20 protein-coding genes are annotated in these 19,514 nt (G+C 61.2%); 12 read left to right on the top strand and 8 right to left on the bottom strand.

Annotated elements, in window-relative coordinates:
- Window positions 1-7: 7 nt before the first annotated feature.
- The 4 genes from NZ453_RS17955 to mltG are packed head-to-tail and all read right to left on the bottom strand — an operon-like array spanning window position 8 to window position 3,081.
- Complete coding sequence (locus NZ453_RS17955) at window positions 8-388, bottom strand: PilZ domain-containing protein (RefSeq protein WP_263772195.1); 381 nt, start codon at window positions 386-388, stop codon at window positions 8-10.
- A gap of 15 nt (window positions 389-403) precedes the next feature.
- Complete coding sequence (gene holB, locus NZ453_RS17960) at window positions 404-1,435, bottom strand: DNA polymerase III subunit delta' (RefSeq protein WP_263772196.1); 1,032 nt, start codon at window positions 1,433-1,435, stop codon at window positions 404-406.
- 4 nt (window positions 1,436-1,439) lie between these two features.
- Window positions 1,440-2,060, bottom strand: coding sequence for a dTMP kinase (gene tmk, locus NZ453_RS17965; protein ID WP_263772197.1), 621 nt, complete (start codon window positions 2,058-2,060; stop codon window positions 1,440-1,442).
- 31 nt (window positions 2,061-2,091) lie between these two features.
- Complete coding sequence (gene mltG, locus NZ453_RS17970) at window positions 2,092-3,081, bottom strand: endolytic transglycosylase MltG (protein ID WP_263772198.1); 990 nt, start codon at window positions 3,079-3,081, stop codon at window positions 2,092-2,094.
- A gap of 236 nt (window positions 3,082-3,317) precedes the next feature.
- On the opposite strand from mltG, the gene ygfZ reads away from it, so the two are divergent.
- Window positions 3,318-4,334 (top strand): CAF17-like 4Fe-4S cluster assembly/insertion protein YgfZ, encoded by a 1,017-nt coding sequence (ygfZ, locus tag NZ453_RS17975; RefSeq protein WP_263772199.1) that lies wholly within the window; start codon window positions 3,318-3,320, stop codon window positions 4,332-4,334.
- A gap of 25 nt (window positions 4,335-4,359) precedes the next feature.
- On the opposite strand, the gene NZ453_RS17980 is transcribed toward ygfZ, so the two are convergent.
- From NZ453_RS17980 to NZ453_RS17990, 3 genes are read right to left on the bottom strand one after another with little or no spacing between them, the layout of a single operon-like run.
- Entirely contained in the window at window positions 4,360-4,842 is a 483-nt protein-coding gene (locus NZ453_RS17980) for a L,D-transpeptidase family protein (RefSeq protein ID WP_263772200.1), read from the bottom strand.
- Window positions 4,843-4,844: 2 nt separating this feature from the next.
- Window positions 4,845-5,306, bottom strand: a complete 462-nt coding sequence (gene tadA, locus NZ453_RS17985) for a tRNA adenosine(34) deaminase TadA (RefSeq protein WP_263772201.1) — start codon at window positions 5,304-5,306, stop codon at window positions 4,845-4,847.
- Window positions 5,296-5,958: a PilZ domain-containing protein gene (locus tag NZ453_RS17990; RefSeq protein ID WP_263772202.1), complete on the bottom strand. Its 663-nt coding sequence runs from the start codon at window positions 5,956-5,958 to the stop codon at window positions 5,296-5,298. Before NZ453_RS17990 ends, tadA begins: the two co-directional genes overlap by 11 nt.
- Before the next feature lie 377 nt (window positions 5,959-6,335).
- Here NZ453_RS17990 and NZ453_RS17995 point away from each other — a divergent pair, with 377 nt between their 5' ends.
- From NZ453_RS17995 to NZ453_RS18010, 4 genes are all read left to right on the top strand, one after another.
- A complete protein-coding gene (locus tag NZ453_RS17995; RefSeq protein ID WP_263772203.1) occupies window positions 6,336-7,139 on the top strand; it encodes a metal ABC transporter ATP-binding protein in 804 nt (267 codons plus the stop codon).
- The gene (locus NZ453_RS18000; protein ID WP_263772204.1) at window positions 7,136-8,023 is read left to right on the top strand and encodes a metal ABC transporter permease; all 888 of its coding nucleotides are present in this window, start codon (window positions 7,136-7,138) and stop codon (window positions 8,021-8,023) included. Before NZ453_RS17995 ends, NZ453_RS18000 begins: the two co-directional genes overlap by 4 nt.
- Before the next feature lie 75 nt (window positions 8,024-8,098).
- A complete protein-coding gene (locus tag NZ453_RS18005) occupies window positions 8,099-8,998 on the top strand; it encodes a metal ABC transporter substrate-binding protein (protein ID WP_263772205.1) in 900 nt (299 codons plus the stop codon).
- A gap of 116 nt (window positions 8,999-9,114) precedes the next feature.
- Complete coding sequence (locus tag NZ453_RS18010; RefSeq protein ID WP_263772206.1) at window positions 9,115-10,464, top strand: citrate transporter; 1,350 nt, start codon at window positions 9,115-9,117, stop codon at window positions 10,462-10,464.
- Between the two features lie 154 nt (window positions 10,465-10,618).
- Here the strand turns inward: NZ453_RS18010 and NZ453_RS18015 are convergent, their stop codons facing one another.
- Entirely contained in the window at window positions 10,619-10,891 is a 273-nt protein-coding gene (locus NZ453_RS18015; RefSeq protein ID WP_263772207.1) for a hypothetical protein, read from the bottom strand.
- 315 nt (window positions 10,892-11,206) lie between these two features.
- Here NZ453_RS18015 and NZ453_RS18020 point away from each other — a divergent pair, with 315 nt between their 5' ends.
- From NZ453_RS18020 to btsR, 7 genes are all read left to right on the top strand, one after another.
- On the top strand, window positions 11,207-11,914 hold the full coding sequence (locus tag NZ453_RS18020) for a TVP38/TMEM64 family protein (protein ID WP_263772208.1): 708 nt from the start codon (window positions 11,207-11,209) through the stop codon (window positions 11,912-11,914).
- Between the two features lie 263 nt (window positions 11,915-12,177).
- Complete coding sequence (locus tag NZ453_RS18025; RefSeq protein WP_263772209.1) at window positions 12,178-13,191, top strand: peptidoglycan-binding protein; 1,014 nt, start codon at window positions 12,178-12,180, stop codon at window positions 13,189-13,191.
- A gap of 322 nt (window positions 13,192-13,513) precedes the next feature.
- A complete protein-coding gene (locus NZ453_RS18030) occupies window positions 13,514-15,577 on the top strand; it encodes a carbon starvation CstA family protein (RefSeq protein WP_263772210.1) in 2,064 nt (687 codons plus the stop codon).
- Between the two features lie 2 nt (window positions 15,578-15,579).
- Window positions 15,580-15,777 (top strand): YbdD/YjiX family protein, encoded by a 198-nt coding sequence (locus NZ453_RS18035; RefSeq protein ID WP_263772212.1) that lies wholly within the window; start codon window positions 15,580-15,582, stop codon window positions 15,775-15,777.
- A 34-nt stretch (window positions 15,778-15,811) separates the two neighbouring features.
- Window positions 15,812-16,876, top strand: coding sequence for a CobW family GTP-binding protein (locus tag NZ453_RS18040; protein ID WP_263772214.1), 1,065 nt, complete (start codon window positions 15,812-15,814; stop codon window positions 16,874-16,876).
- A 155-nt stretch (window positions 16,877-17,031) separates the two neighbouring features.
- Complete coding sequence (locus NZ453_RS18045; protein WP_263772215.1) at window positions 17,032-18,738, top strand: sensor histidine kinase; 1,707 nt, start codon at window positions 17,032-17,034, stop codon at window positions 18,736-18,738.
- Window positions 18,732-19,448 carry a two-component system response regulator BtsR gene (gene btsR / locus NZ453_RS18050; RefSeq protein WP_263772216.1) on the top strand — a complete coding sequence of 239 codons (717 nt, stop codon included), beginning with the start codon at window positions 18,732-18,734 and terminating at the stop codon, window positions 19,446-19,448. Before NZ453_RS18045 ends, btsR begins: the two co-directional genes overlap by 7 nt.
- Window positions 19,449-19,514 lie beyond the last annotated feature (66 nt).

The following is a 19,514-nucleotide window of genomic DNA, read 5'->3' on the forward strand; positions in this document are numbered from 1 at the left end:
CGTGGCTCTACATGGTATGGGTCGGCCGCGCCGACTGCATCACGCCACCGAGCAGCCCTTCGATCTTGCGTTTGGCTTCGATTCCGCTTTCGTCGCTCTTGAAATGCACGCCAATTCCCTGCGCTTTGCTGTTCTGCGCTCCGGCTGGCGTAATCCAGACCACCGTACCGGCAATCGGCAGCTTCGCCGGGTCGTCCATCAAGGACAACAACATGAAAACTTCATCGCCGAGTTTGTATTGCCGGGTCGTCGGAATGAAGATTCCGCCGTTGCGCAGCATCGGCATGAAAGCGGCATAAAGCGCCGATTTCGAGTTGATATTGAGCGACAGGACGCTCGGGCGCGCCCCGCCGGTCACCGGCGGCTTCGAATCACCGAGTTCTGCCATAGGGTTTCAAACGTCTCAATGGGTTTCAAACAGCGCTGCATAGCGAAGAAAAAAGTCTTCCAGAAACAGGCGGCTGTTCAACGGTTGCTCACATTCCATTCGGTATTGTATCGCTTTCCGGCTGAAGGCCAAGACTCCACCGACATCGGATGACTTCGCCAACTCCCGCAGCACCTTATGTTGCGTCTGAAAATAGCGCGGCGCCAGGTCGACGCTTACCAATGCGAGATCGAATACCCACTTCTGTACCCATTCGACCAGCCGCTTCAACGGCGCCGGTCGCGTCTCCGCCTTCACCGCCCGATCCAGAATAACCGCCGCGGTCAACGGTTCGATACCTGGACCGCGCGCCAATTCCTTGATCAAGGCATCGACCAAGCCGCGCTCTCCGTCCCCGCCCAACTCCTCGGCAAGTAATGGTGCCCCACCCGCGAGCGCCAACCAACGGTCAGCGTCATTGACCCCGACATCCTGGAGCCATGCCATGGCGCGATCATGCGGGGGAAGCGCCGCTACGACGACTTGGCACCGGCTACGGATCGTCGGCAGCAAGCGCTCGGGTTCGCTCGTTACGAGGATGAAAACGGTTCCCTCCACCGGTTCTTCAAGCGATTTCAGAAGCGCGTTCGCCGTCGCCCGGTTCATCGCCTCGGCGGGGTTGATGAGGATTACGCGGACGCCCTGTCGATGCGTCCCGACATGGAGGAAATCGTCCAGCGAGCGTACTTGCTCGATGGTGATCTGCTGGCTCGGTTTTTTCTTGCTCGCGGATTCGGTAACGACGCTGTCATCCTCGGACAAAGCGTCGGGCTGGACCAGGCGAAAATCGGGATGGTTGCCCTGGGCGAGCCAACCGCAGGCGAGGCAAGCCCCGCACGCCACGTTATCTTGCCCGGGGTTCTCGCACAGCAACGACTCGGCGAAACGTCGGGCCAATTCCGATTTGCCGATTCCCCGCTGTCCGGCGATGAGCAGTGCGTGCGGCAACTGCGCGCGTCGCCGTCCGAGCTGATCCCAGGTTTCGCGGTGTAATTCGATTGCGTTCATACGTTTATAGGTAACGGTTGGCGATCGTTCCCTGCACCTGCGCCTTGATCGCCTCAACGCTTTGACCGGCATCGATGACACAGATTCGCTGCGGGGCGGCGGCCGCGCGTTCGAGGTAGGCCTCGCGCACCCGGGCGTGGAAATCGGCACGTTCTTGTTCAAACTTGTCGAGGTCGCGGCCTTGTGCAGCGATCCGCTCGCCGGCAATGGCCGGGGCGAGATCGAAGAGGAAGGTGAGGTCGGGATGCAGGTGACCATGGACCCACTGTTCGAGCGCTTCGAACTTTGTCTTGTCGAGCCCGCGCCCCCCCCCTTGGTAGGCGTACGTCGCGTCGCTGAAGCGATCACAGACCACCCACTCGCCACGCGCGAGTGCCGGTTCGATAACCTCCGCGAGGTGTTCCCTGCGTGCGGCAAACATTAGCAGCGCTTCGGTCTCAAGGTGCATCCGTTCGTGCAGCAGCAACTCGCGGAGCTTCTCCCCCAGCGGTGTCCCGCCCGGCTCGCGCGTACACACGACGCTGTGGCCATGTTGGCGGAGAAGCTCCGCGGTCCCGGCGATATGAGTACTCTTGCCCGCGCCGTCGATTCCTTCGAATGTGATGAACCTGCCTCGTTTTTGCAACGTATCTTCTCCGAGATAGCGGTCAGCGGCGTTATTTAGCCGATTTCTGGTAACGATTAACCGCCTGATTGTGCTCTTCCAGGGTACGCGAAAAGTGGCTGCTGCCATCACCCCGGGCAACAAAGTACAGTGCCTGGCTCGGCGCCGGATGAAGGGCGGCCTGCAAGGAGGCGAGACCCGGCATCGCGATCGGCGTCGGCGGCAGTCCTGCTCTTACATAGGTGTTGTACGGCGTGTCCTGCAGCAAATCGCGCTTGCGCAAGTTACCGTCGAACTTTTCACCGATCCCGTAGATAACCGTCGGATCGGTCTGCAGCAGCATACCCTGCCGCAACCGGTTGATGAACACGGCCGCAATCAACGGCCGGTCCTGGACGCGACCGGTTTCCTTCTCGACGATCGACGCCAGTGTCAGTGCCTGATAAGGATCGGCAAACGGAAGTCCGACCGCACGGGTCTCCCATTCACGCGCTAGATGGCGCTCCATCGCACGGTACGCCCGGGCGAGGATATCGACATCGCGACTCTGCTTGGCAAACAGATAGGTATCGGGGAAGAAGAGACCCTCGGCAACGTTCCGAGTGGCACCGACAAGTCGCATCACCTCGGCTTCCGGCAACCCCTTGGTGTCATGCCGTACATCGGGATGTGCGTCGAGTCGCTCCCGCATCTGGCGGAAGGTCCAGCCCTCGATGAAGACCATCTCTGCCTGGGACACATCCCCACGGGTCAGCTTGCGCAAAAGCTCCAACGTCGTCACACCGCGAGTGATCTCGTAGCTCCCCGCCTTGATCGAAGTTTCCGCCCGCAGCAGTTTGCCTAGCACGATCAATGCCCAAGGACGAACCGAGACTCCCGCGCCTTGAATATCGTTTGCAGCAGCCCGCATCCCGCTCCCCGGCATGATGTGGAACTCGACACGTTCGCTAATCAGCGACAGGGGCGAAGAAACGTACCAATAGAAGCCGCCAGCCAGGGCGGCCATCACGAACAGTCCAAGGGCGATGAGTTTTCTTATCATTTTCGGTAGTGAGCTGTCGCGGCAAGGAAGCGCGGACCCGGACTGAGGTACGGCGGCGGGTGCGGGTGTCTATATAATATCCGAAAGCGTGCCTATGAACCGCGCATGCGGGTCGCCGGTCGAAGCTCGGCTTGCAGGGCTTTTCCTGCGGACAGGCATCGCCGTCGGACCTGGACTGAATCCCCCGGCCGCCTTCGATCTCGTTCAACTCTTACATCACGGAAAATCACCCAACGATGAACTCCAGTTGGCAGGAACACCTCAAGGGCTTGGGAGCCCATATCGAAAACGATTTCGTCGGTGACTTTGGGGATCCGGCCGCCGAACGCCTCGCCGCTCGCGACGGAACCGTGATCGCGCCGCTCGTCCATCTCGGTCTCCTTGAGTGTTCTGGCGAGGACGCTAAGGAGTTCCTGCATAACCAGCTCACAAGTGACGTCAAGCACCTCGGTGCCGGGGCGGCGCAGCATTCCGCGTGGTGTACCGCGAAAGGTCGAATGCTCGCTAGTTTCGTTCTCTTCCTCAACGGTCCGGACTACCGCGCCTTGCTCTCGGCCGATCTGCGGGAAGCGATTGCCAAACGGCTACGCATCTATGTGTTGCGCTCGAAGGTGAAGATCGCCGATCTGACCGCGAACTACGAGTTCATAGGACTCTCCGGACCACGCGCTGAAGCGGCCCTGCAAGGCATCGACCTGCCGGTACCGACGGCGGCGCTCGGCGCGACGCCGTTCTCCAATGGCACCGTAATCCGCCTCGGCGGTTCACGCTTCGCCATCGTCGCCGCCTCAGAAGCTGCGCCTGGCATCTGGTCAGGACTCGCCGAAAAGGCGCGCGCGGTGGGCACGCCGGTTTGGCACTGGCTCGATGTGCAGGCGGGCGTTCCGTTGATCAGCGGGCCGACGAGTGAAGCTTTCGTGCCCCAAATGGCGAATTTCGACAAGATCGGCGGCGTCAGCTTCCACAAGGGTTGTTATCCAGGCCAGGAAGTGGTTGCCCGCACCCAGTACCTGGGCAAGGTCAAGCGCCATCTTTATCGCATTCACACCACAACGCCGGTGGTCCCGGGTGCGGCTATCTATCTCGCGCAAAACGCCGAGCAGGCCTGCGGCATGGTGGCGAACGCGGCGCCCGCCCCGGGGGAAGGGACCGACGCTCTCGCCGTAGTACAAGAAGGCTTCAGCAGCGCCGCCGATCTCCGGCTAGAAGGCGCGGATGCACGCTTGGTGTCGATCGAACCTGTGGTGGTGTAACCGACACTCCACAGTCTTGGGGAGTTTAGTCCTCGGTAATTTCGACCGGGGTGTAGGGCGGTGTGAGATCGAACAACTCGATGATGTCGGTGTTACGCATTCGAATGCAGCCATGCGAACCCGGATCGCCCATGGCCGCCGACTCTGGAGCGCCATGGATGTAGATGTAGCGGCGCATCGTATCGACGTCCCCGAGGCGGTTTCTTTCCGGCTCGCAACCGGATAGCCAAAGAATTCGCGTAAGAATCCAGTCGCGCTCGGGATAGGCGGCCCCCAGCGCCGGCGTATAGATTTCTCCCGTGGCGCGCCGACCAGCGAAGACCGCATTTTCCGGCAGCCCATTCCCAATCTTGGCACGCACAACGTGTTTGCCACGTGGCGTCTGGTAGCTCCCGCGCCGTTCGCCTGCACCTTTAAGTGCGGTGGAGACGGAGTATGTACGTACGGCCGACCCTGCGTCGTCGAATAGCGTCAAGACTTGGCGCGCAAGCGAGATATGGATGCGCACGGTTACACCCCCGCCTTGACGCGCCGGCTGGCGAAAAAGTCTGACAGCAATTGCCCGCATTCATCGGCGAGGATGCCCCCCACCACCTCCGTATGATGATTCAAGCGTTCGATCGCAAAGAGATCGACGACGCTGCCGTGGACGCCGGTCTTTAGGTCGCGCGCTCCATAGATGACCCGAGCGATCCGGGAATGGAGAATCGCGCCTGCACACATTGCACAGGGTTCGAGCGTCACGAACAACTCGCAGCCCGGAAGGCGGTAGTTTCCCAGTCGTCGCGCAGCATCGCGCAGAGCAGCAATTTCAGCGTGGGCGGTGGGATCGCTCTCACCGATCGGCGAATTGAATCCTCGGCCGATGATCTCGCCGTCGCGAACGACTACGGCGCCGACCGGGACTTCGCCGAGGCATTCCGCCGAGCGGGCCAGCGACAGGGCTTCGCGCATGTAAAACTCATCCTGCATCGCCGCCCCCTTTGCCGTCCGCTGCCCCTCCGATCTGAAACCGCCGGATGACGGCGTCAATCTCCGGCTCAATGCCGACAATCGCGACGCCGCGGTCGCGCAAAGCCAAGAACATCTCGACTCCGCTGGAGTCGACCGACGTGCAGCCTTTGAGCGATAGACGCGCGCGGTCGGCGCCTTGTGCCGCATTTCGGTTGCGCTCGTCTCCACTGAGCGCGCGCAATGCCGAAAAAATATCGTAGGCAAGCGCCGAGGAGACGTGGCCACCCACCACGACTTCATTTTCCGCCGTCGTGACCCGGCCGAGCGCGCGCTTTTGCTCTTGCTCCTGAATCACCTCGCCGACGACGTTGGTACTCTCCGCGTCCATCGCACCTCGGTCCCACGCAAACGCGAGGGCAACGCTGCCGCGATACTTGTCGACCCGCATGATGTTCCCGAACCCGGAAGCCGTTCGCCCAGCGTAGATGATCTCACCATAATCGCTGTCGCCCTGTATGACGAGGGGCTTTTTTGGCGCTTCGGCAAGACGCAGGTAAAAGCCGCCAGCGGACAGATTGAGAACCGTACCGCGGTAACGTTGCCCCTCCTGTTCGACGACTCCGGTCAGCGGCTTAGCCAACTGGTAACGGGGGAAACGGCGTTTTTCCAAAGGAACTCCTGCTCGACGGAAACCCGCTACAGACGCTGAGAGCGCATGGGGAAGCGGTGAAAAAGTGGACGGCAATATTATCAGTTGTGAGCAGCCTGAAACCGTGGCAAAGGTGTTTCGTTACTGCTATTTAAGGTAATCGCCTCAGCCCACCGAGTTTGTGCAACACAGTTGCATTTAGCTCTAGTTTCCGGCAGCATGAGGGCCTCTGATCCTCGCCATCGGAGATCCGTCGCGATGCCCCTGCATCATTCCTACCCACCGTCGACCTCGTCTGCCATGCCCGGAAGCGTTCTACGCTCAGGCCTGGCTGCCCGGCTCACTTGCGCCGCGGGGGCGCTCGCCCTGTTGTGGATCACAATTCTGTGGGCGCTCGCATGAAAGCCGACAACGCGGCGATCGTCCGTTTCGAGAATCTGACGCTCGGGTACAACCACCATCCAGCCGTGCACCATCTCCATGGAGAGGTTGCGCCCGGAACGCTGTTGGCGATCGTGGGCCCGAACGGCGCCGGGAAATCGACGCTGCTCAAGGGGATCGCTGGTGAGTTGCGCCCATTTCAAGGAACCATCCATCTTCACGGTGTGCGCAAGGAAAACATCGCGTACCTGACGCAACAATCGACGCTTGATAACACGTTCCCGATCGTCGTCCAGGATTTCGTCGCCATGGGTCTCTGGCGACACTTCGGTGCCTTCCGGCGGTTCGATGCGACGGCCGAACGACGTATCGCCGAGTCGCTGGCGGCTGTGGGCCTGACGGGACTTGAGAATAGGCCGATCGGTCAGTTGTCCGGCGGACAATTGCAACGTGCACGGTTTGCCCACGTCATGCTGCAGGACTCGCCGCTCGTTCTGCTGGACGAACCCTACAGCGCGATCGACGCCAATACTGTCCATGATCTCGCTGGACTCGTACGACGCTGGAACACCGAAGGCCGTACGGTCATCAGTGTACTCCACGATCTAGAACACGTTCGTTCAGAATATCCCGAGACGCTGCTGCTGGCGCGCGAGGTCATCGCACGAGGCCCGACCGAGGCGGTACTTACGGCGGAAAACCTCAAGCGCGCGCGGCAATTGGCCGAGGAACAGGGCGAACTCGTCGGTGCGCCCGTCTGCGCGGCTGACGAGGACGCGGAACAGGCTATCCATGCTCACCTGGGACACAAGCACGGATGAGCCTCGTCGATACCTTAGCAAGCGTTCCTGTTCTCTCACCGTTCATCGAGTTCGCCTTCATGCGGCGCGCGCTGGCCGGTTGCCTTGCCCTGTCGCTAGGCGCAACGCCCATCGGGGTCTTTCTGATGCTCCGGCGCATGAGCCTCGCCGGTGATGCGATTTCTCACGCCATCCTGCCCGGCGCCGCGATCGGTTATCTGTTGGCCGGCCTCTCGCTGCCCGCGATGACGATCGGCGGATTGGTGGCCGGTGTCGCGGTGGCCTTGTTGGCGGGCGGCGTCGCACGCAATTCGGTCATCAAGGAAGACGCCAGTCTGGCGACCTTCTACCTGATCTCGCTTTCCGCCGGTGTTCTGATCATCTCGATGCGCGGAAGCAGTGTCGATCTATTGCACATTTTGTTCGGCAGCGTTCTGGCGCTAGACGATACCGCGCTGCTGCTGCTCGCCGCTTTCGCCTCGCTGTCGATCGTCGCCATCGCCGCCGGACTGCGCCTCATCGTCCTCGAATGTTGCGATCCGGCTTACCTCGCGCGGATCAGCCACCTCGGTGCGGTTGCGCATTACGGGTTCATGGCGTTGGTCGTTCTCAATCTGATCGGTGGGTTTCACGCGCTCGGCACGCTGATGGCCGTCGGCATCATGATTCTGCCATCGGCTGCCGCCCGTTTCTGGGTGCAAACGATCGCACCGCTGATCCTCGTCGCGATCGCCCTCGCCTTTGCCGGGTCAGTAGTCGGGCTGCTTCTCTCGTACTACGTCGACTTGCCGGCCGGGCCGGCAATCGTCCTCACGCTCGGCGGACTTTATTTGCTCTCGATGATCGTTGGGCCACTCGGGCCGCTGGTCAGCCGGCGTCGCCCACGCTGGCATTTCACGCGCTGAAATCAAAGGAGAAGATCGGTGCAAAGAGGTCATTCAGTTTCCCGTCGTCCGTCGTTTGCAAAGTTGCGGAAAATTTTGCTTGCCGTCGCAGGCCTGTGTGCAGTCATCGGCAGTACCCAGGCATTGGCCGAGACACTGAACGCAGTGGCGACTTTCAGCATCCTGGGCGATATGGTTCGGCGCGTGGGCGGCGACCGCGTGCAGGTTCACAATCTTGTTGAAGCAGGAAATGATGCGCACGTTTTCCAACCGACGCCGGCCGACGCGAAGAAGATCGCCGGCGCCAACCTCGTTGTCGTCAACGGTCTTGGCTTCGAAGGCTGGATCGATCGGTTGATCAAGTCTTCCGGCTACAAAGGCCGGGTCGTGGTAGCCACGACCGGCATCAAGGTTCTGAAACAAGCTGAAGACCACGAAGAATCGGCACACGAGGGCCACGCTCATGGGGCCGTTGACCCGCACGCCTGGCAGGATCTGGCCAATGCCGATCGTTATGTCGCGAACATTGCCCAGGCACTGAGCGAGGCGGACCCGGCGGGTAAGAACGTTTACGAGGCCAATGCCGCTGCCTATCGAAAAGAACTTGGGTCGCTGGACACCGAGATCAAGGCAATCTTCAACGCGATCCCGAAAGAACGGCGCAAGGTCGTCAGTTCACACGATGCCTTCGGTTACTTCAGCCGAGCCTATGGCGTGCGGTTCGTTTCCCCGGTTGGCATCAGCACGGAGGCGGAACCTTCCGCCGCAGGTACGGCTCGCATCATCAAACAAATCCGCGCCGAGAGGATTCCCGCCGTCTTCATGGAAAACATCTCAAGCCCGCGTCTGATCGAACGGATTCAAAAAGAATCCGGGGCCAAGGTAGGCGGCGTACTCTATTCGGACTCTCTCTCGCCAGCCTCCGGACCGGCGGCGACCTACCTCGATCTGATGCGACACAACGCACAAGTGATCGGCGACGCCCTGAGGCCCTAACTAGCCGTTGCGGCAGGATACAAGCGCGCCACGGATCCCGATTTGTCAGACAACCGGGCCACCGCAGTAGTTTTTGCAGGTAAAATCCCAAGGAATTGTTTCCTGGGAGAGTCTCAATGACAAAAACAGCAGTCCGAGCGTGTCTTTCCATCCTCGTCTTAGCCGGGTTCACCTCCCCCGCTTGGGCCGGCGAACTCATAGTGGTCGGTGGAATACCGCTCGATTTCATCCTTTTTGCCCTTACTCTGCTGGGCGTCGCGCTTTTTCATAACCATACGCTCTACGTCGGTCTCACCGGAATGGTGACGATCGCGCTTTACAAGCTGATCTTCACGGGCTTCAAAACCGGTGACGGATTTCAAGGACTCTCCCTCCATTTGCAGCACGAATGGGTTGTTCTCGCCAACCTGTTCTGCCTGTTGATGGGTTTTGCCCTGCTCTCCCGGCATTTCGAGAAGAGCCACATCCCCGTTGTTCTCCCCAAGTACCTGCCGAACGACTGGAAAGGTGGTTTCGTACTGCTGGTCATGGTTTTCGTCCTATCGAGCTTCCTCGATAACATCGCGGCCGCACTGATCGGTGGCGCCATGGCGCACCAGCTATTCAAGTCCAAGGTGCATGTGGGGTACTTGGCGGCCATCGTCGCGGCCTCGAATGCCGGCGGCTCTGGATCGGTCGTAGGCGACACGACCACGACCATGATGTGGATCGACGGTGTCAGTCCGCTGAATGTCTTTCATGCCTACGTGGCGGCCGCCGTCGCCCTCTGCATTACCGCCTACTTCGGCGCCAAGCAGCAGCACGCCTATTCTCCGATGATCAAGCATGCGCACGAGAGCACCCGGGTCGATACCGCCCGGGTTGGCATCGTTGCCTTGATCCTGATCTTCGCGATCGTCACCAACGTCGTGATCAACGTCAAATTCAATCATCTGGCCGATCTCTTCCCCTTCATCGGGGTTGGCGTCTGGGTCGCGATTCTCCTTTCCGTTCCGGTGCGCCGGCCTGATTGGGAGGTCCTGCCCGACACCTTCAAAGGGTCGGTCTTCCTGCTCTCGTTGGTAACCTGCGCTTCGATGATGCCGGTGGAAAAATTGCCGCCCGCGTCCGCGATGGCGGCGCTCACGCTCGGCTTCGTCTCCGCCGTATTCGACAATATTCCGCTTACAGCCCTGGCGCTCAAGCAAGGCGGCTATGACTGGGGTGGCTTGGCTTATGCCGTGGGCTTCGGCGGCTCGATGATCTGGTTCGGCTCTTCGGCCGGCGTCGCGCTTTCGAACATGTTCCCCGAGGCCAAATCAGTTGCAAACTGGCTCCGGCACGGGTGGCACGTTGCCCTCGCTTACGTCGTCGGCTTCTTCGTCCTTCAGGCGACCTTGGGCTGGAATCCGGAGGCGCCTCACAAATCGGCCCCGGCTGCCGCGGTTGAATTACCCGCGGTTCAGGAGTCGGGCGCCGCACAGTGATTGCTTAGCGGAAGCGTGCTTCCACTTCCCTTCCCGGCCGACAAAGCACAACGCCACCTTTCGGTGGCGTTGTCATATCTGGAAGCATAAAGCACCGCGCTTCCGGGCGCGCTTGTCCGAGTCCCCGGAATTCAATCAGTTCGGCGGCCGTGACCTATTCGGGAATCCGGTCGTCCGGTTCCTTCCGCGCTCCCGGCTTTCTTCCGCGCGCGGGCGCGGGGAGATCGCATGACAGCCGGCAACTGGTACCTTCGATCTTCTTGCCGTCAATGAACCGCGTGACTTTGCAGCAGATGATCTCGCCCGACGCCGCCAGTTCGGCGACCAGATTCGTGAGTTGCCCCATCGGGATGCGGAGCGCCTCCGAAATCTCGGAATCAAGCTGTTCGCCATTGGCTCTCAAGTACTTAAGGATGGATGCGTTCATCGACTACCCCGAAATGCGTCTGTGAAGATGCGGTGAAAAACGAGGCGTAGTTTGCCGTGGTTTCCCTGCCGTTGCAAATGAAGCGTCATCGCCGCGCGGCAACCCCCGACTGGAAGCTGATAAAGGGCCGCGCGACACAGGGCAATACGGCTTCTCAAATCCAACGGCGGCCTTATCTGCGGCCGGTCAGTTCAGCGTCGAGAGCGGGCGAGGCGCGATACCGTCAACGGTTCCGGCCACGAAGGGCTCGGACCACCAATTGCCACTATGGCAAGCGCGAAGGCTCTCTATCTCATTCGTTCAAGAAGCTACGCTATGAATGCCAAGGCGGTCGCGTTTCGCTCACTGGCAGTAATTCTGCTGGTCGGCCTCGTCCTCGCTTGGGTGATTCTTTTCCTCGGCAGCCCGGTCGATTTCGCCGACGTGAAGAGTCGGCAAGCTGACTTGGTTGCGTGGGTTAACCAGCACCCACTGAGCGCGCCCGTCACGTTTTTCGTCGCCTACACCGTATTTTCCGCCCTCTCCATACCGGGCGGCGCCGTGATGACGCTTCTCGGTGGAGCCCTGTTCGGCGTTGGCTGGGGCGTCCTCCTCATTTCGTTTGCGTCGACACTCGGAGCGACGATCGCCTTCCTCGCTTCACGCCACGGCCTCCGGCGTTTGTTCGAGCATCGGTTCGCACTGCGTTTGCGCGGCATCAACGCCGGCATTGAGAAAGACGGGGCTTTTTACCTGTTCTCGCTGCGCCTGGTTCCAGTTTTTCCATTTTTTCTGGTCAACGTGCTTCTCGGCCTCACGCGTATGAGGTTACGCACCTACTATTGGGTCAGCCAGCTTGGAATGCTGCCGGGAACGATCATCTACGCGAACGCGGGCGAGCGGCTCGCCGAACTTGCCTCCCCGTCCGATATCCTCTCCCCGGCTACGCTTGCTTCTCTCGCCTTGATCGGCCTCCTTCCCTTGCTGCTGCATAAAGGGCTGGCGGTCGTCAGAAAACGCCGAAGACTCAGACAACGAGGGTGACCCGTCCCCAAAAAGGTACAAATACTCGCCGTCCGACGGCGGAATCATGCACCTCTGTATCGTCATCCTGGCGGCACTCAACACCGCTTTCTGAGAACACGCCACTCGGATTAAACTTGACGCCAGCACAAGAAAAACGCCGCCGGATCGATCCATGCTCGTTCCGGGCACCGAAGGGGGATGCCCGTCTTCGGAAAACCGTTTGCCCGAGCGGCAGACAAAGAGATCAACAATATGTAATCCGAAAGTGTGGAGGAAGTTATATGAAAAAGAGATGGGTATCCGAATTGTCGACGTTTGCCCTTGCCGCGATGCTGGCCGGCTGTTCGAACATGCAGATGGGGTCGGCCGACGCGAAAACCGAGGCAACCGGCTCGGCCGGCGGTTCGGAAAGTCAGAATGCCAACAACAAACTCGAACGCTGCGACGCGACGCTCGGAACGATCACCGTCGTCGAAGATACGTCGGCGCCTTGGTACGGCATCCTGACCGGGCAATACCACCTGGGCTCGACGACCCCCGTGCTCAAGCTGATGATCCAGCAGTCGAACTGCTTTGTGGTCGTCGAGCGCGGCCGCGCGATGAACAACATGATGCAAGAGCGCGCGCTGAATCAGGCCGGCGAGTTGCGCACTAACTCGAACTTCGGAAAGGGGCAGATGGTCTCGGCCGACTATTCGCTGTCGCCCTCGATCACCTTCTCGAACCAGAACGCGGGCGGTCTTGGCGGTGCGATCGGCGGGCTGTTCGGCTCTGTCGGCGCGGCAGTCGGCGGCAGCCTGAACGCGAAGGAAGCGAGCACGCTGCTGACCCTCGTCGATAATCGCTCGGGCGTGCAACTCGCTGCATCCGAAGGTAGCGCCCGCAACTGGGATTTCGGCGCCGTTGGCGGCATTCTTGGCTCACACTTGGGTGCGGCTGGGGGTGGCTACGCCAACACCGCCGAAGGCAAAGTGATCGTCGCAGCGTTGATGGACTCATACAACGGCGTCGTGCGCGCCGTGCGCAGCTACAAGGCGCAAACCGTCAAGGGTGGCCTGGGCACCGGCGGGCAACTGGCGGTACAAGGCGGCAACACCCCGGCGACACCGAGCGCGTCGCCCATGACCGTTCTTGAAGCGCAGACAAAACTGAACGAACTCGGATTCAGCGTCGGCAAGCCAGACGGCAACATGGGACCGCGCACCAAGGCGCAGTTGAGCAAATTCCAGCAATCCCGCCGCCTCCCGGTGACTGGAATGTTGGACGCGCCAACGATCGCCGAGTTGTCGCGATAGATCGATAGTTGCGCCGCGAAAAGCGGCACGTGCAGCACAAGAACACGCTTTGCTAACGAAGGTCGGCACCAGCCGGCCTTCGTTTATTCACGCCCCGCCCGCGGCGCGTCTGGAGGTCTGTCGCCAGTAGGTCGCGAATAATTCCCGCCTTCATTCTCCCGTGGAAGCTGTGCCGCTTCGCACGAGGAATTCCGCCGCTCGCCCTCCCCGGCAACCGCTCGCCGCGCTTGACGACCGTTCGCAAAATAACCGAGGAGCGACTGAAACGAATTCCTCAGACCCGCTATCTGAAGCGGTGCTTCATCACAAGACCGGAGGAGTCATGAATCTCGTTTCCAAACATCTGATCTGGTGGTTATTAACCGCCGTCGGCGTCTTTTCGCTCGGGACTGTCGCCCTCTCGCGCGGCGAGACCATCAACGCGCTGTGGATCGTCACCGCCGCTGTCTCGATCTATCTCGTCGCGTATCGCTATTACAGCCTGTACATCGCCCAGAACGTGATGCAGCTCGACCCGACGCGGATGACGCCTGCGCTGCGCCACAACGACGGACTCGACTACGTTCCGACCAACAAACACATTCTCTTCGGCCATCACTTCGCGGCGATCGCCGGCGCCGGGCCGCTCGTCGGCCCGGTCCTCGCCGCGCAGATGGGCTACCTGCCGGGAACGTTGTGGATCATCGTCGGTGTTGTACTAGCCGGTGCAGTACAGGACTCCATGGTGCTCTTCGTCTCAACGCGCCGCGACGGCCGCTCGCTTGGCGATCTGATCAAGTCCGAACTCGGCAATGTACCCGGGATCATCGCGTTGTTCGGCGCTTTCATGATCATGGTGATCATTCTCGCCGTCCTGGCGCTGATCGTCGTCAAGGCGCTCGCCGCCAGCCCCTGGGGAACCTTCACCGTCGCGGCAACCATCCCGCTCGCCATGTTCATGGGTGTGTATCTGCGCTTCATCCGCCCCGGGCGCGTCGGCGAAATCTCGGTTATCGGCTTCGTGCTGCTGATCGCCGCCATCATGCTCGGCGGCCAGGTCGCCGAAAGTCCGACGTGGGCACCGGTGTTCACGTTCGATGCGAAAACGCTCACCTGGATGCTGATCGGCTACGGATTCATCGCCTCGGTCCTTCCCGTCTGGCTGCTCCTTGCGCCGCGCGACTATCTGTCAACCTTCCTGAAGATCGGCACCATCGTTTGCCTGGCGGTTTCCATTGTCTTCGTCGCACCCAGCCTGAGCATGCCGGCCGTCACGCAGTTCGTCGACGGCACCGGCCCCGCGTGGTCGGGCAGCCTGTTCCCGTTCATCTTCATCACCATCGCCTGCGGCGCGGTTTCGGGGTTCCACGCATTGATTTCGTCAGGGACGACGCCGAAGCTCATCGACAATGAGAAGAACGTGCGCTACATCGGCTACGGCGGCATGCTGATGGAGTCGTTCGTTGCCATCATGGCGATGGTCGCCGCGTCGGTGATCGACCCGGGCGTCTATTTCGCGATGAACAGCCCGCCCGCCGTGATCGGCGCGACCGCCGCGAACGCCGCGCAGGTCATCTCGCAGTGGGGCTTCGTCATCACGCCCGACGTGTTGATCCAGACGGCGAAGGATGTCGGCGAAACGAGCATCATCTCGCGCGCCGGCGGCGCGCCGACTCTCGCCGTCGGCATGGCGCAAATCTTCTCGCACGTGATTGGCGGCAAAGCGATGATGGCGTTCTGGTACCACTTCGCCATCCTGTTCGAAGCGCTCTTCATCCTCACCGCGTGCGACGCGGGGACGCGCGCCGGACGCTTCATGTTGCAGGACCTCCTTGGCACTTTCGTGCCGGCGCTCAAATCCACGCGCTCCTGGCCGGCCAATCTCATTGCCACCGGGCTTTGCGTTGCCGCGTGGGGCTACATCCTTTACCAGGGCGTCATCGACCCGCTGGGAGGAATTAATAGCCTGTGGCCGCTGTTCGGCATTTCGAACCAGATGCTTGCCGGCGTGGCACTCATGTTATGCACCGTCGTCCTGTTCAAGATGAAGCGGCAAAAGTACGCCTGGGTAACCATCCTGCCGACCGCCTGGCTCCTCGTCTGCACACTGACGGCCGGTTGGCAGAAGATCTTCCACGCCAGTCCGAAGATCGGGTTCCTGGCGCTCGCCGACAAGTTCCAGGCGGCACTCGACAAAGGCGAAGTTCTGGCACCGGCGAAGAGTATCGAGCAGATGCGGCAGATCGTCTTCAACAACCAGCTCGACGCCGTACTGACGATGTTCTTCATGTTCGTCGTCGTCAGCATCCTGTTCTACACCATTGCCGCCTGCCTCAAGGCCTTGCAGGAAGGCGCGCCGACAAGCCGCGAAGTGCCTTACCAGGCAACCCCGGCCGTCGAGGTGTAACGGTGTTTAGCGACCTTTCAAAGGTTGGGAAGTATCTCGGGCAGGCGGCCAGACTCATGGTCGGCTTGCCCGACTACGCCACCTACGTCGCACACATGCGGGCCACGCACCCCGAGCGGCCGATCCTCAGCGAGGCGGAGTTTTTCCGCGACCGCCAGGAAGCGCGTTATGCCTCCGGTCGCTCCGGTGGTTGTTGTTGAAGTACCGCCTCACACTCGTCGGATTGAGAAAGAGATGAACGCCGCACCTTCAGTTGCCCCGATCCCGGTCACCCTTCTTTCCGGTTTTCTCGGGGCCGGCAAGACGACTGTCCTCAACTATCTGCTGGCCAATCCGATGGGACGACGCTTCGCGATCGTCGAGAACGAGTTCGGCGCCATCAACATCGATAGCGGGCTGATCTCCGATCGACGCGGCGGGGTCGTGGAGCTGACCAACGGCTGCGTGTGCTGCACGATCAACGCGGACCTGGTACGCGGGCTGCAGGAGCTTGCTCGGCGTCGGACAGCCGGTGAATTGTCGTTCGACTGGATCATCATCGAAACGACGGGTTTGGCCGACCCCGGCGCCGTCGCTCAGACATTCTTCGCCGCGCCGGAACTGCGCGATACCTTCCTGCTCGACGGCATCGTGGTCGTCGTAGACGCGCTTCATGGCGCCGGGCAACTCGATACACGCCTCGTTGCTCAACGGCAGGCCGGCTTCGCCGACCGGTTGCTGCTCGCGAAGAGCGACCTCGTCGATGAAGGTGCGGTCGCCACGCTGTCGGAGCGGCTTTCCAGTATCAACCCGCGCGCGCCGATCAGCGTTCTCGATCGTGGCCGCGTCGACCCGGGCCTGTTGCTCGGAATCGGCGGTTTCAACCTCGACGCGTCATTGCTCGCCGCCGAAGCCGCCGATCGTGAATCCGTACGTTATCGTCCGCTTTCGATATCCCCATCTGGTGTCTTCCATAAACGTAACAACGCGACCGACGCCATCCGGGCCTTCGTCGTGGAGATGGGCGAAATCGATCTCAGCCAGATGAGCGACGCCATGCAGTCGATGATCGACGAGTTCGGCGACAAATTGCTGCGCTACAAGGGCATCCTCGCCGTCGGCGGAGAAGATCGCCGCCTCGTCTTCCAGGGCGTACAGCGCGTCGCCGGTTTCGACTTCGACGCACTGTGGGCCCCCGACGAGCCGCGCGTCTCACGCCTGGTGGTGATTGGCGAAAACCTCCCCGAGGCATCGCTGCGGCAGCGTTTGCTCGCCTGCGCTATCTCCCCACGGAATGAAACCGCCCCCGCCTGCGGCTAACTGTGGGTAGCCGCGGGCAGCAACATCCACCCGAGCCAACGTCTGAGGGCTGAAACCGTCGCGCCGCCCAAGTTGGCGGCATCAGGCCGGACGACCACCCTTTTTCGCGCAGACTCGTACAATCTCCGTTAGTCGTTTTCCGGACCCGCTACATCATGCTCGAAGAAATCAACCACTTGGCGTTAATCGGCAGCCTGGTGCAGCAGATGTGCGTCTACCTCGTCGTTGCCTATCTGCTGAGCAAGACGCCGCTGTTCGCGCCTTTGATGCAGGTCACCGTGCGCCTGCCCGACAAGCTCGTCTGCTACCTCGTCTTCTCCGGTTTCTGCATCATGGGCACCTACCTCGGTTTTCAGATCGAGGACGCAATCGCCAATACCCGCGCCATCGGGGCCGTACTCGGGGGCATTCTCGGCGGACCGGTTGTCGGCCTCGCAGTCGGACTCACCGGCGGCATCCACCGTTATTCGATGGGTGGTTTCACCGCCTCGGCGTGCGCCGTGTCGACCACCGTGGAGGGACTCATCGGTGGCCTGTTTCACTTTTACCTGCTGCGCCGCCATCGTGCCGACCGCTTGCTGAGTCCATTGTTCGCGCTCGGCGCCACCATGCTCGCCGAAATGACGCAAATGCTCATCATCCTCGCCATGGCGCGGCCATTCGACCACGCGGCGCGGCTTGTCGCACACATCGCGCTGCCGATGATCGTGGCCAACTCCATCGGGGCCGGTTTGTTCATGCGCCTTATCCTCGACCGGCGCGAGACGCTCGAAAAATACTCGATCGCCTTCTCGGCGAAGGCCTTGCGCATCGCCGAACGCTCGGTCGGCGTATTGATGCAGGGTTTCAACGTCGACAATTGCACGCGCCTCGCCAAGATCATCCGCGAGGAAACCGGCGTCGGCGCGGTGGCCATCACCGATTGCGAGAAGCTGCTTGGCTTCGTCGGCACCGGCGCCGACCACCATATTCCCGGCACCCCTATCTCGTCGCCGCACACCTTCTACGCCATCAAGAACAACGAGGTCGTCTATGCCGACGGCGTCGACATCGTTTATTCGTGCGCGGTTTCGAAGGACTGCAAGCTCGGCTCCTGCCTGGTCATCCCGCTGCGCGGCGAGGAGAACCGCGTCATCGGAACGATCAAACTCTACGAACCGAAGACCAAGTTTTTCTCGTCGCTCAACCGAACGTTGGGGGAAGGTATTGCCCGCCTGCTCTCCAACCAGGTCCTGGCTGGCAAGATCGAGGAACAGAAGCGCTTGCTGGCGCAATCGGAAATCAAGTTGCTGCAGGCGCAGATCAATCCGCATTTTCTGTTCAACGCGCTCAATACACTGGCGGCCGTCATCCGACGTGACCCGGAGGCCGCACGCCAGCTCGTCCTCTACCTCTCGACCTTCTTCCGCAAGAGCCTGAAGCGCCTCGGCAACGAGGCATCGCTTGAAGATGAAATCGAGCACGTCAACGCTTATCTTCAGATCGAACTGGCACGGTTCGCCGACCGGCTCGAAGTGGTGATGGCCATCCCGGACGAGTTCATGCACTTGCGACTGCCCGCTTTTTCGTTGCAGCCGATCGTCGAGAACGCCATAAAATACGGCATCTCGCAAATGATCGAGCCCGGGCGCATCACGATCAGCGCTCAACGCACTGACGGCGTGCTCTCGATCTTCGTGGAAGATTCCGCGGGCCTTTACCAGCCCGCGGCCGAAAGGAACGGACTGGGTATGAGCCTCGTGGATCGGCGCATCAAGATTCGCTACGGCGCCGCCTACGGCATCGACGTGGCGTGCGAGCCGGAAACCTACACGCGCGTCGCCATCCGCGTCCCGGTCGAAGAAGAACTTGTGCCATGCTGACCGCTCTGATTGTCGACGACGAGGCGCCGTCCCGCGAGGAACTCAAAGCGCTGCTCGGCGAGGCGCCGGACGTCGAAGTCATCGGGGAATGCGCTAACGCCATCGAAGGCCTGTCGGCGATTCATCGGCTGCGGCCCGACGTCGTCTTTCTCGATATCCAGATGCCGCGCATCAGCGGGCTCGAGATGGTGGGGATGATCGAGCCCTCGGCGCTTCCGCACATCGTTTTCGTCACCGCCTACGATCAGCACGCGCTCAAGGCTTTCGAGGAGCACGCCGCCGATTACCTCGTCAAACCCGTCGACCCGGAGCGTCTGGCGAAGACGCTCGACTGGCTGCGTTCCGGTGCGCGCCCCTCGACGAAGGCGTTTCCCGGGGCCGACAGCAGGCTGCAACAGATCCCCTGCATCGGTCGTAACCGCATCTTCCTCGTTGCCCTCGACGAGGTCGAATACGTCTACACGGATATCTGTGGCGTCAACGTCGTTGCCAGCGAACGGCAAGGAGTCACCGAACTCACCCTCAAGCTCCTCCAGGAGCGGACGCCGCTCGTTCGCTGCCACCGTCAGTACCTCGTCAATCTCGACCGGGTCGCCGAAATCGAACTGCTCGAAAACGGGGCCGCGGAGATCATCACCCAAAGCAGCAAGCGCGTCCCTGTCAGCCGGCGACACCTCAGAGAACTCAAAGACCGGCTGCTGATCGTCTAGCCCGAGCTGCCGCTCGCCCACCTCCCCAACCGCTCGTTCGCGCTACCGACCGTTGGCCGGAAAACG

Source organism: Propionivibrio soli (assembly GCF_025770765.1).
Lineage (GTDB): Bacteria > Pseudomonadota > Gammaproteobacteria > Burkholderiales > Rhodocyclaceae > Propionivibrio > Propionivibrio soli.

Bases quoted from the DNA above. Each gene is read 5' to 3' on its own strand.
- NZ453_RS17955 (WP_263772195.1), bottom strand. From the start codon at position 388: ATGGCAGAACTCGGTGATTCGAAGCCGCCGGTGACCGGCGGGGCGCGC.
- holB (WP_263772196.1), bottom strand. From the start codon at position 1,435: ATGAACGCAATCGAATTACACCGCGAAACCTGGGATCAGCTCGGACGG.
- mltG (WP_263772198.1), bottom strand. From the start codon at position 3,081: ATGATAAGAAAACTCATCGCCCTTGGACTGTTCGTGATGGCCGCCCTG.
- ygfZ (WP_263772199.1), top strand. From the start codon at position 3,318: ATGAACTCCAGTTGGCAGGAACACCTCAAGGGCTTGGGAGCCCATATC.
- tadA (WP_263772201.1), bottom strand. From the start codon at position 5,306: ATGCAGGATGAGTTTTACATGCGCGAAGCCCTGTCGCTGGCCCGCTCG.
- NZ453_RS17995 (WP_263772203.1), top strand. From the start codon at position 6,336: ATGAAAGCCGACAACGCGGCGATCGTCCGTTTCGAGAATCTGACGCTC.
- NZ453_RS18000 (WP_263772204.1), top strand. From the start codon at position 7,136: ATGAGCCTCGTCGATACCTTAGCAAGCGTTCCTGTTCTCTCACCGTTC.
- NZ453_RS18010 (WP_263772206.1), top strand. From the start codon at position 9,115: ATGACAAAAACAGCAGTCCGAGCGTGTCTTTCCATCCTCGTCTTAGCC.
- NZ453_RS18015 (WP_263772207.1), bottom strand. From the start codon at position 10,891: ATGAACGCATCCATCCTTAAGTACTTGAGAGCCAATGGCGAACAGCTT.
- NZ453_RS18020 (WP_263772208.1), top strand. From the start codon at position 11,207: ATGAATGCCAAGGCGGTCGCGTTTCGCTCACTGGCAGTAATTCTGCTG.
- NZ453_RS18025 (WP_263772209.1), top strand. From the start codon at position 12,178: ATGAAAAAGAGATGGGTATCCGAATTGTCGACGTTTGCCCTTGCCGCG.
- NZ453_RS18030 (WP_263772210.1), top strand. From the start codon at position 13,514: ATGAATCTCGTTTCCAAACATCTGATCTGGTGGTTATTAACCGCCGTC.
- NZ453_RS18040 (WP_263772214.1), top strand. From the start codon at position 15,812: ATGAACGCCGCACCTTCAGTTGCCCCGATCCCGGTCACCCTTCTTTCC.
- NZ453_RS18045 (WP_263772215.1), top strand. From the start codon at position 17,032: ATGCTCGAAGAAATCAACCACTTGGCGTTAATCGGCAGCCTGGTGCAG.
- btsR (WP_263772216.1), top strand. From the start codon at position 18,732: ATGCTGACCGCTCTGATTGTCGACGACGAGGCGCCGTCCCGCGAGGAA.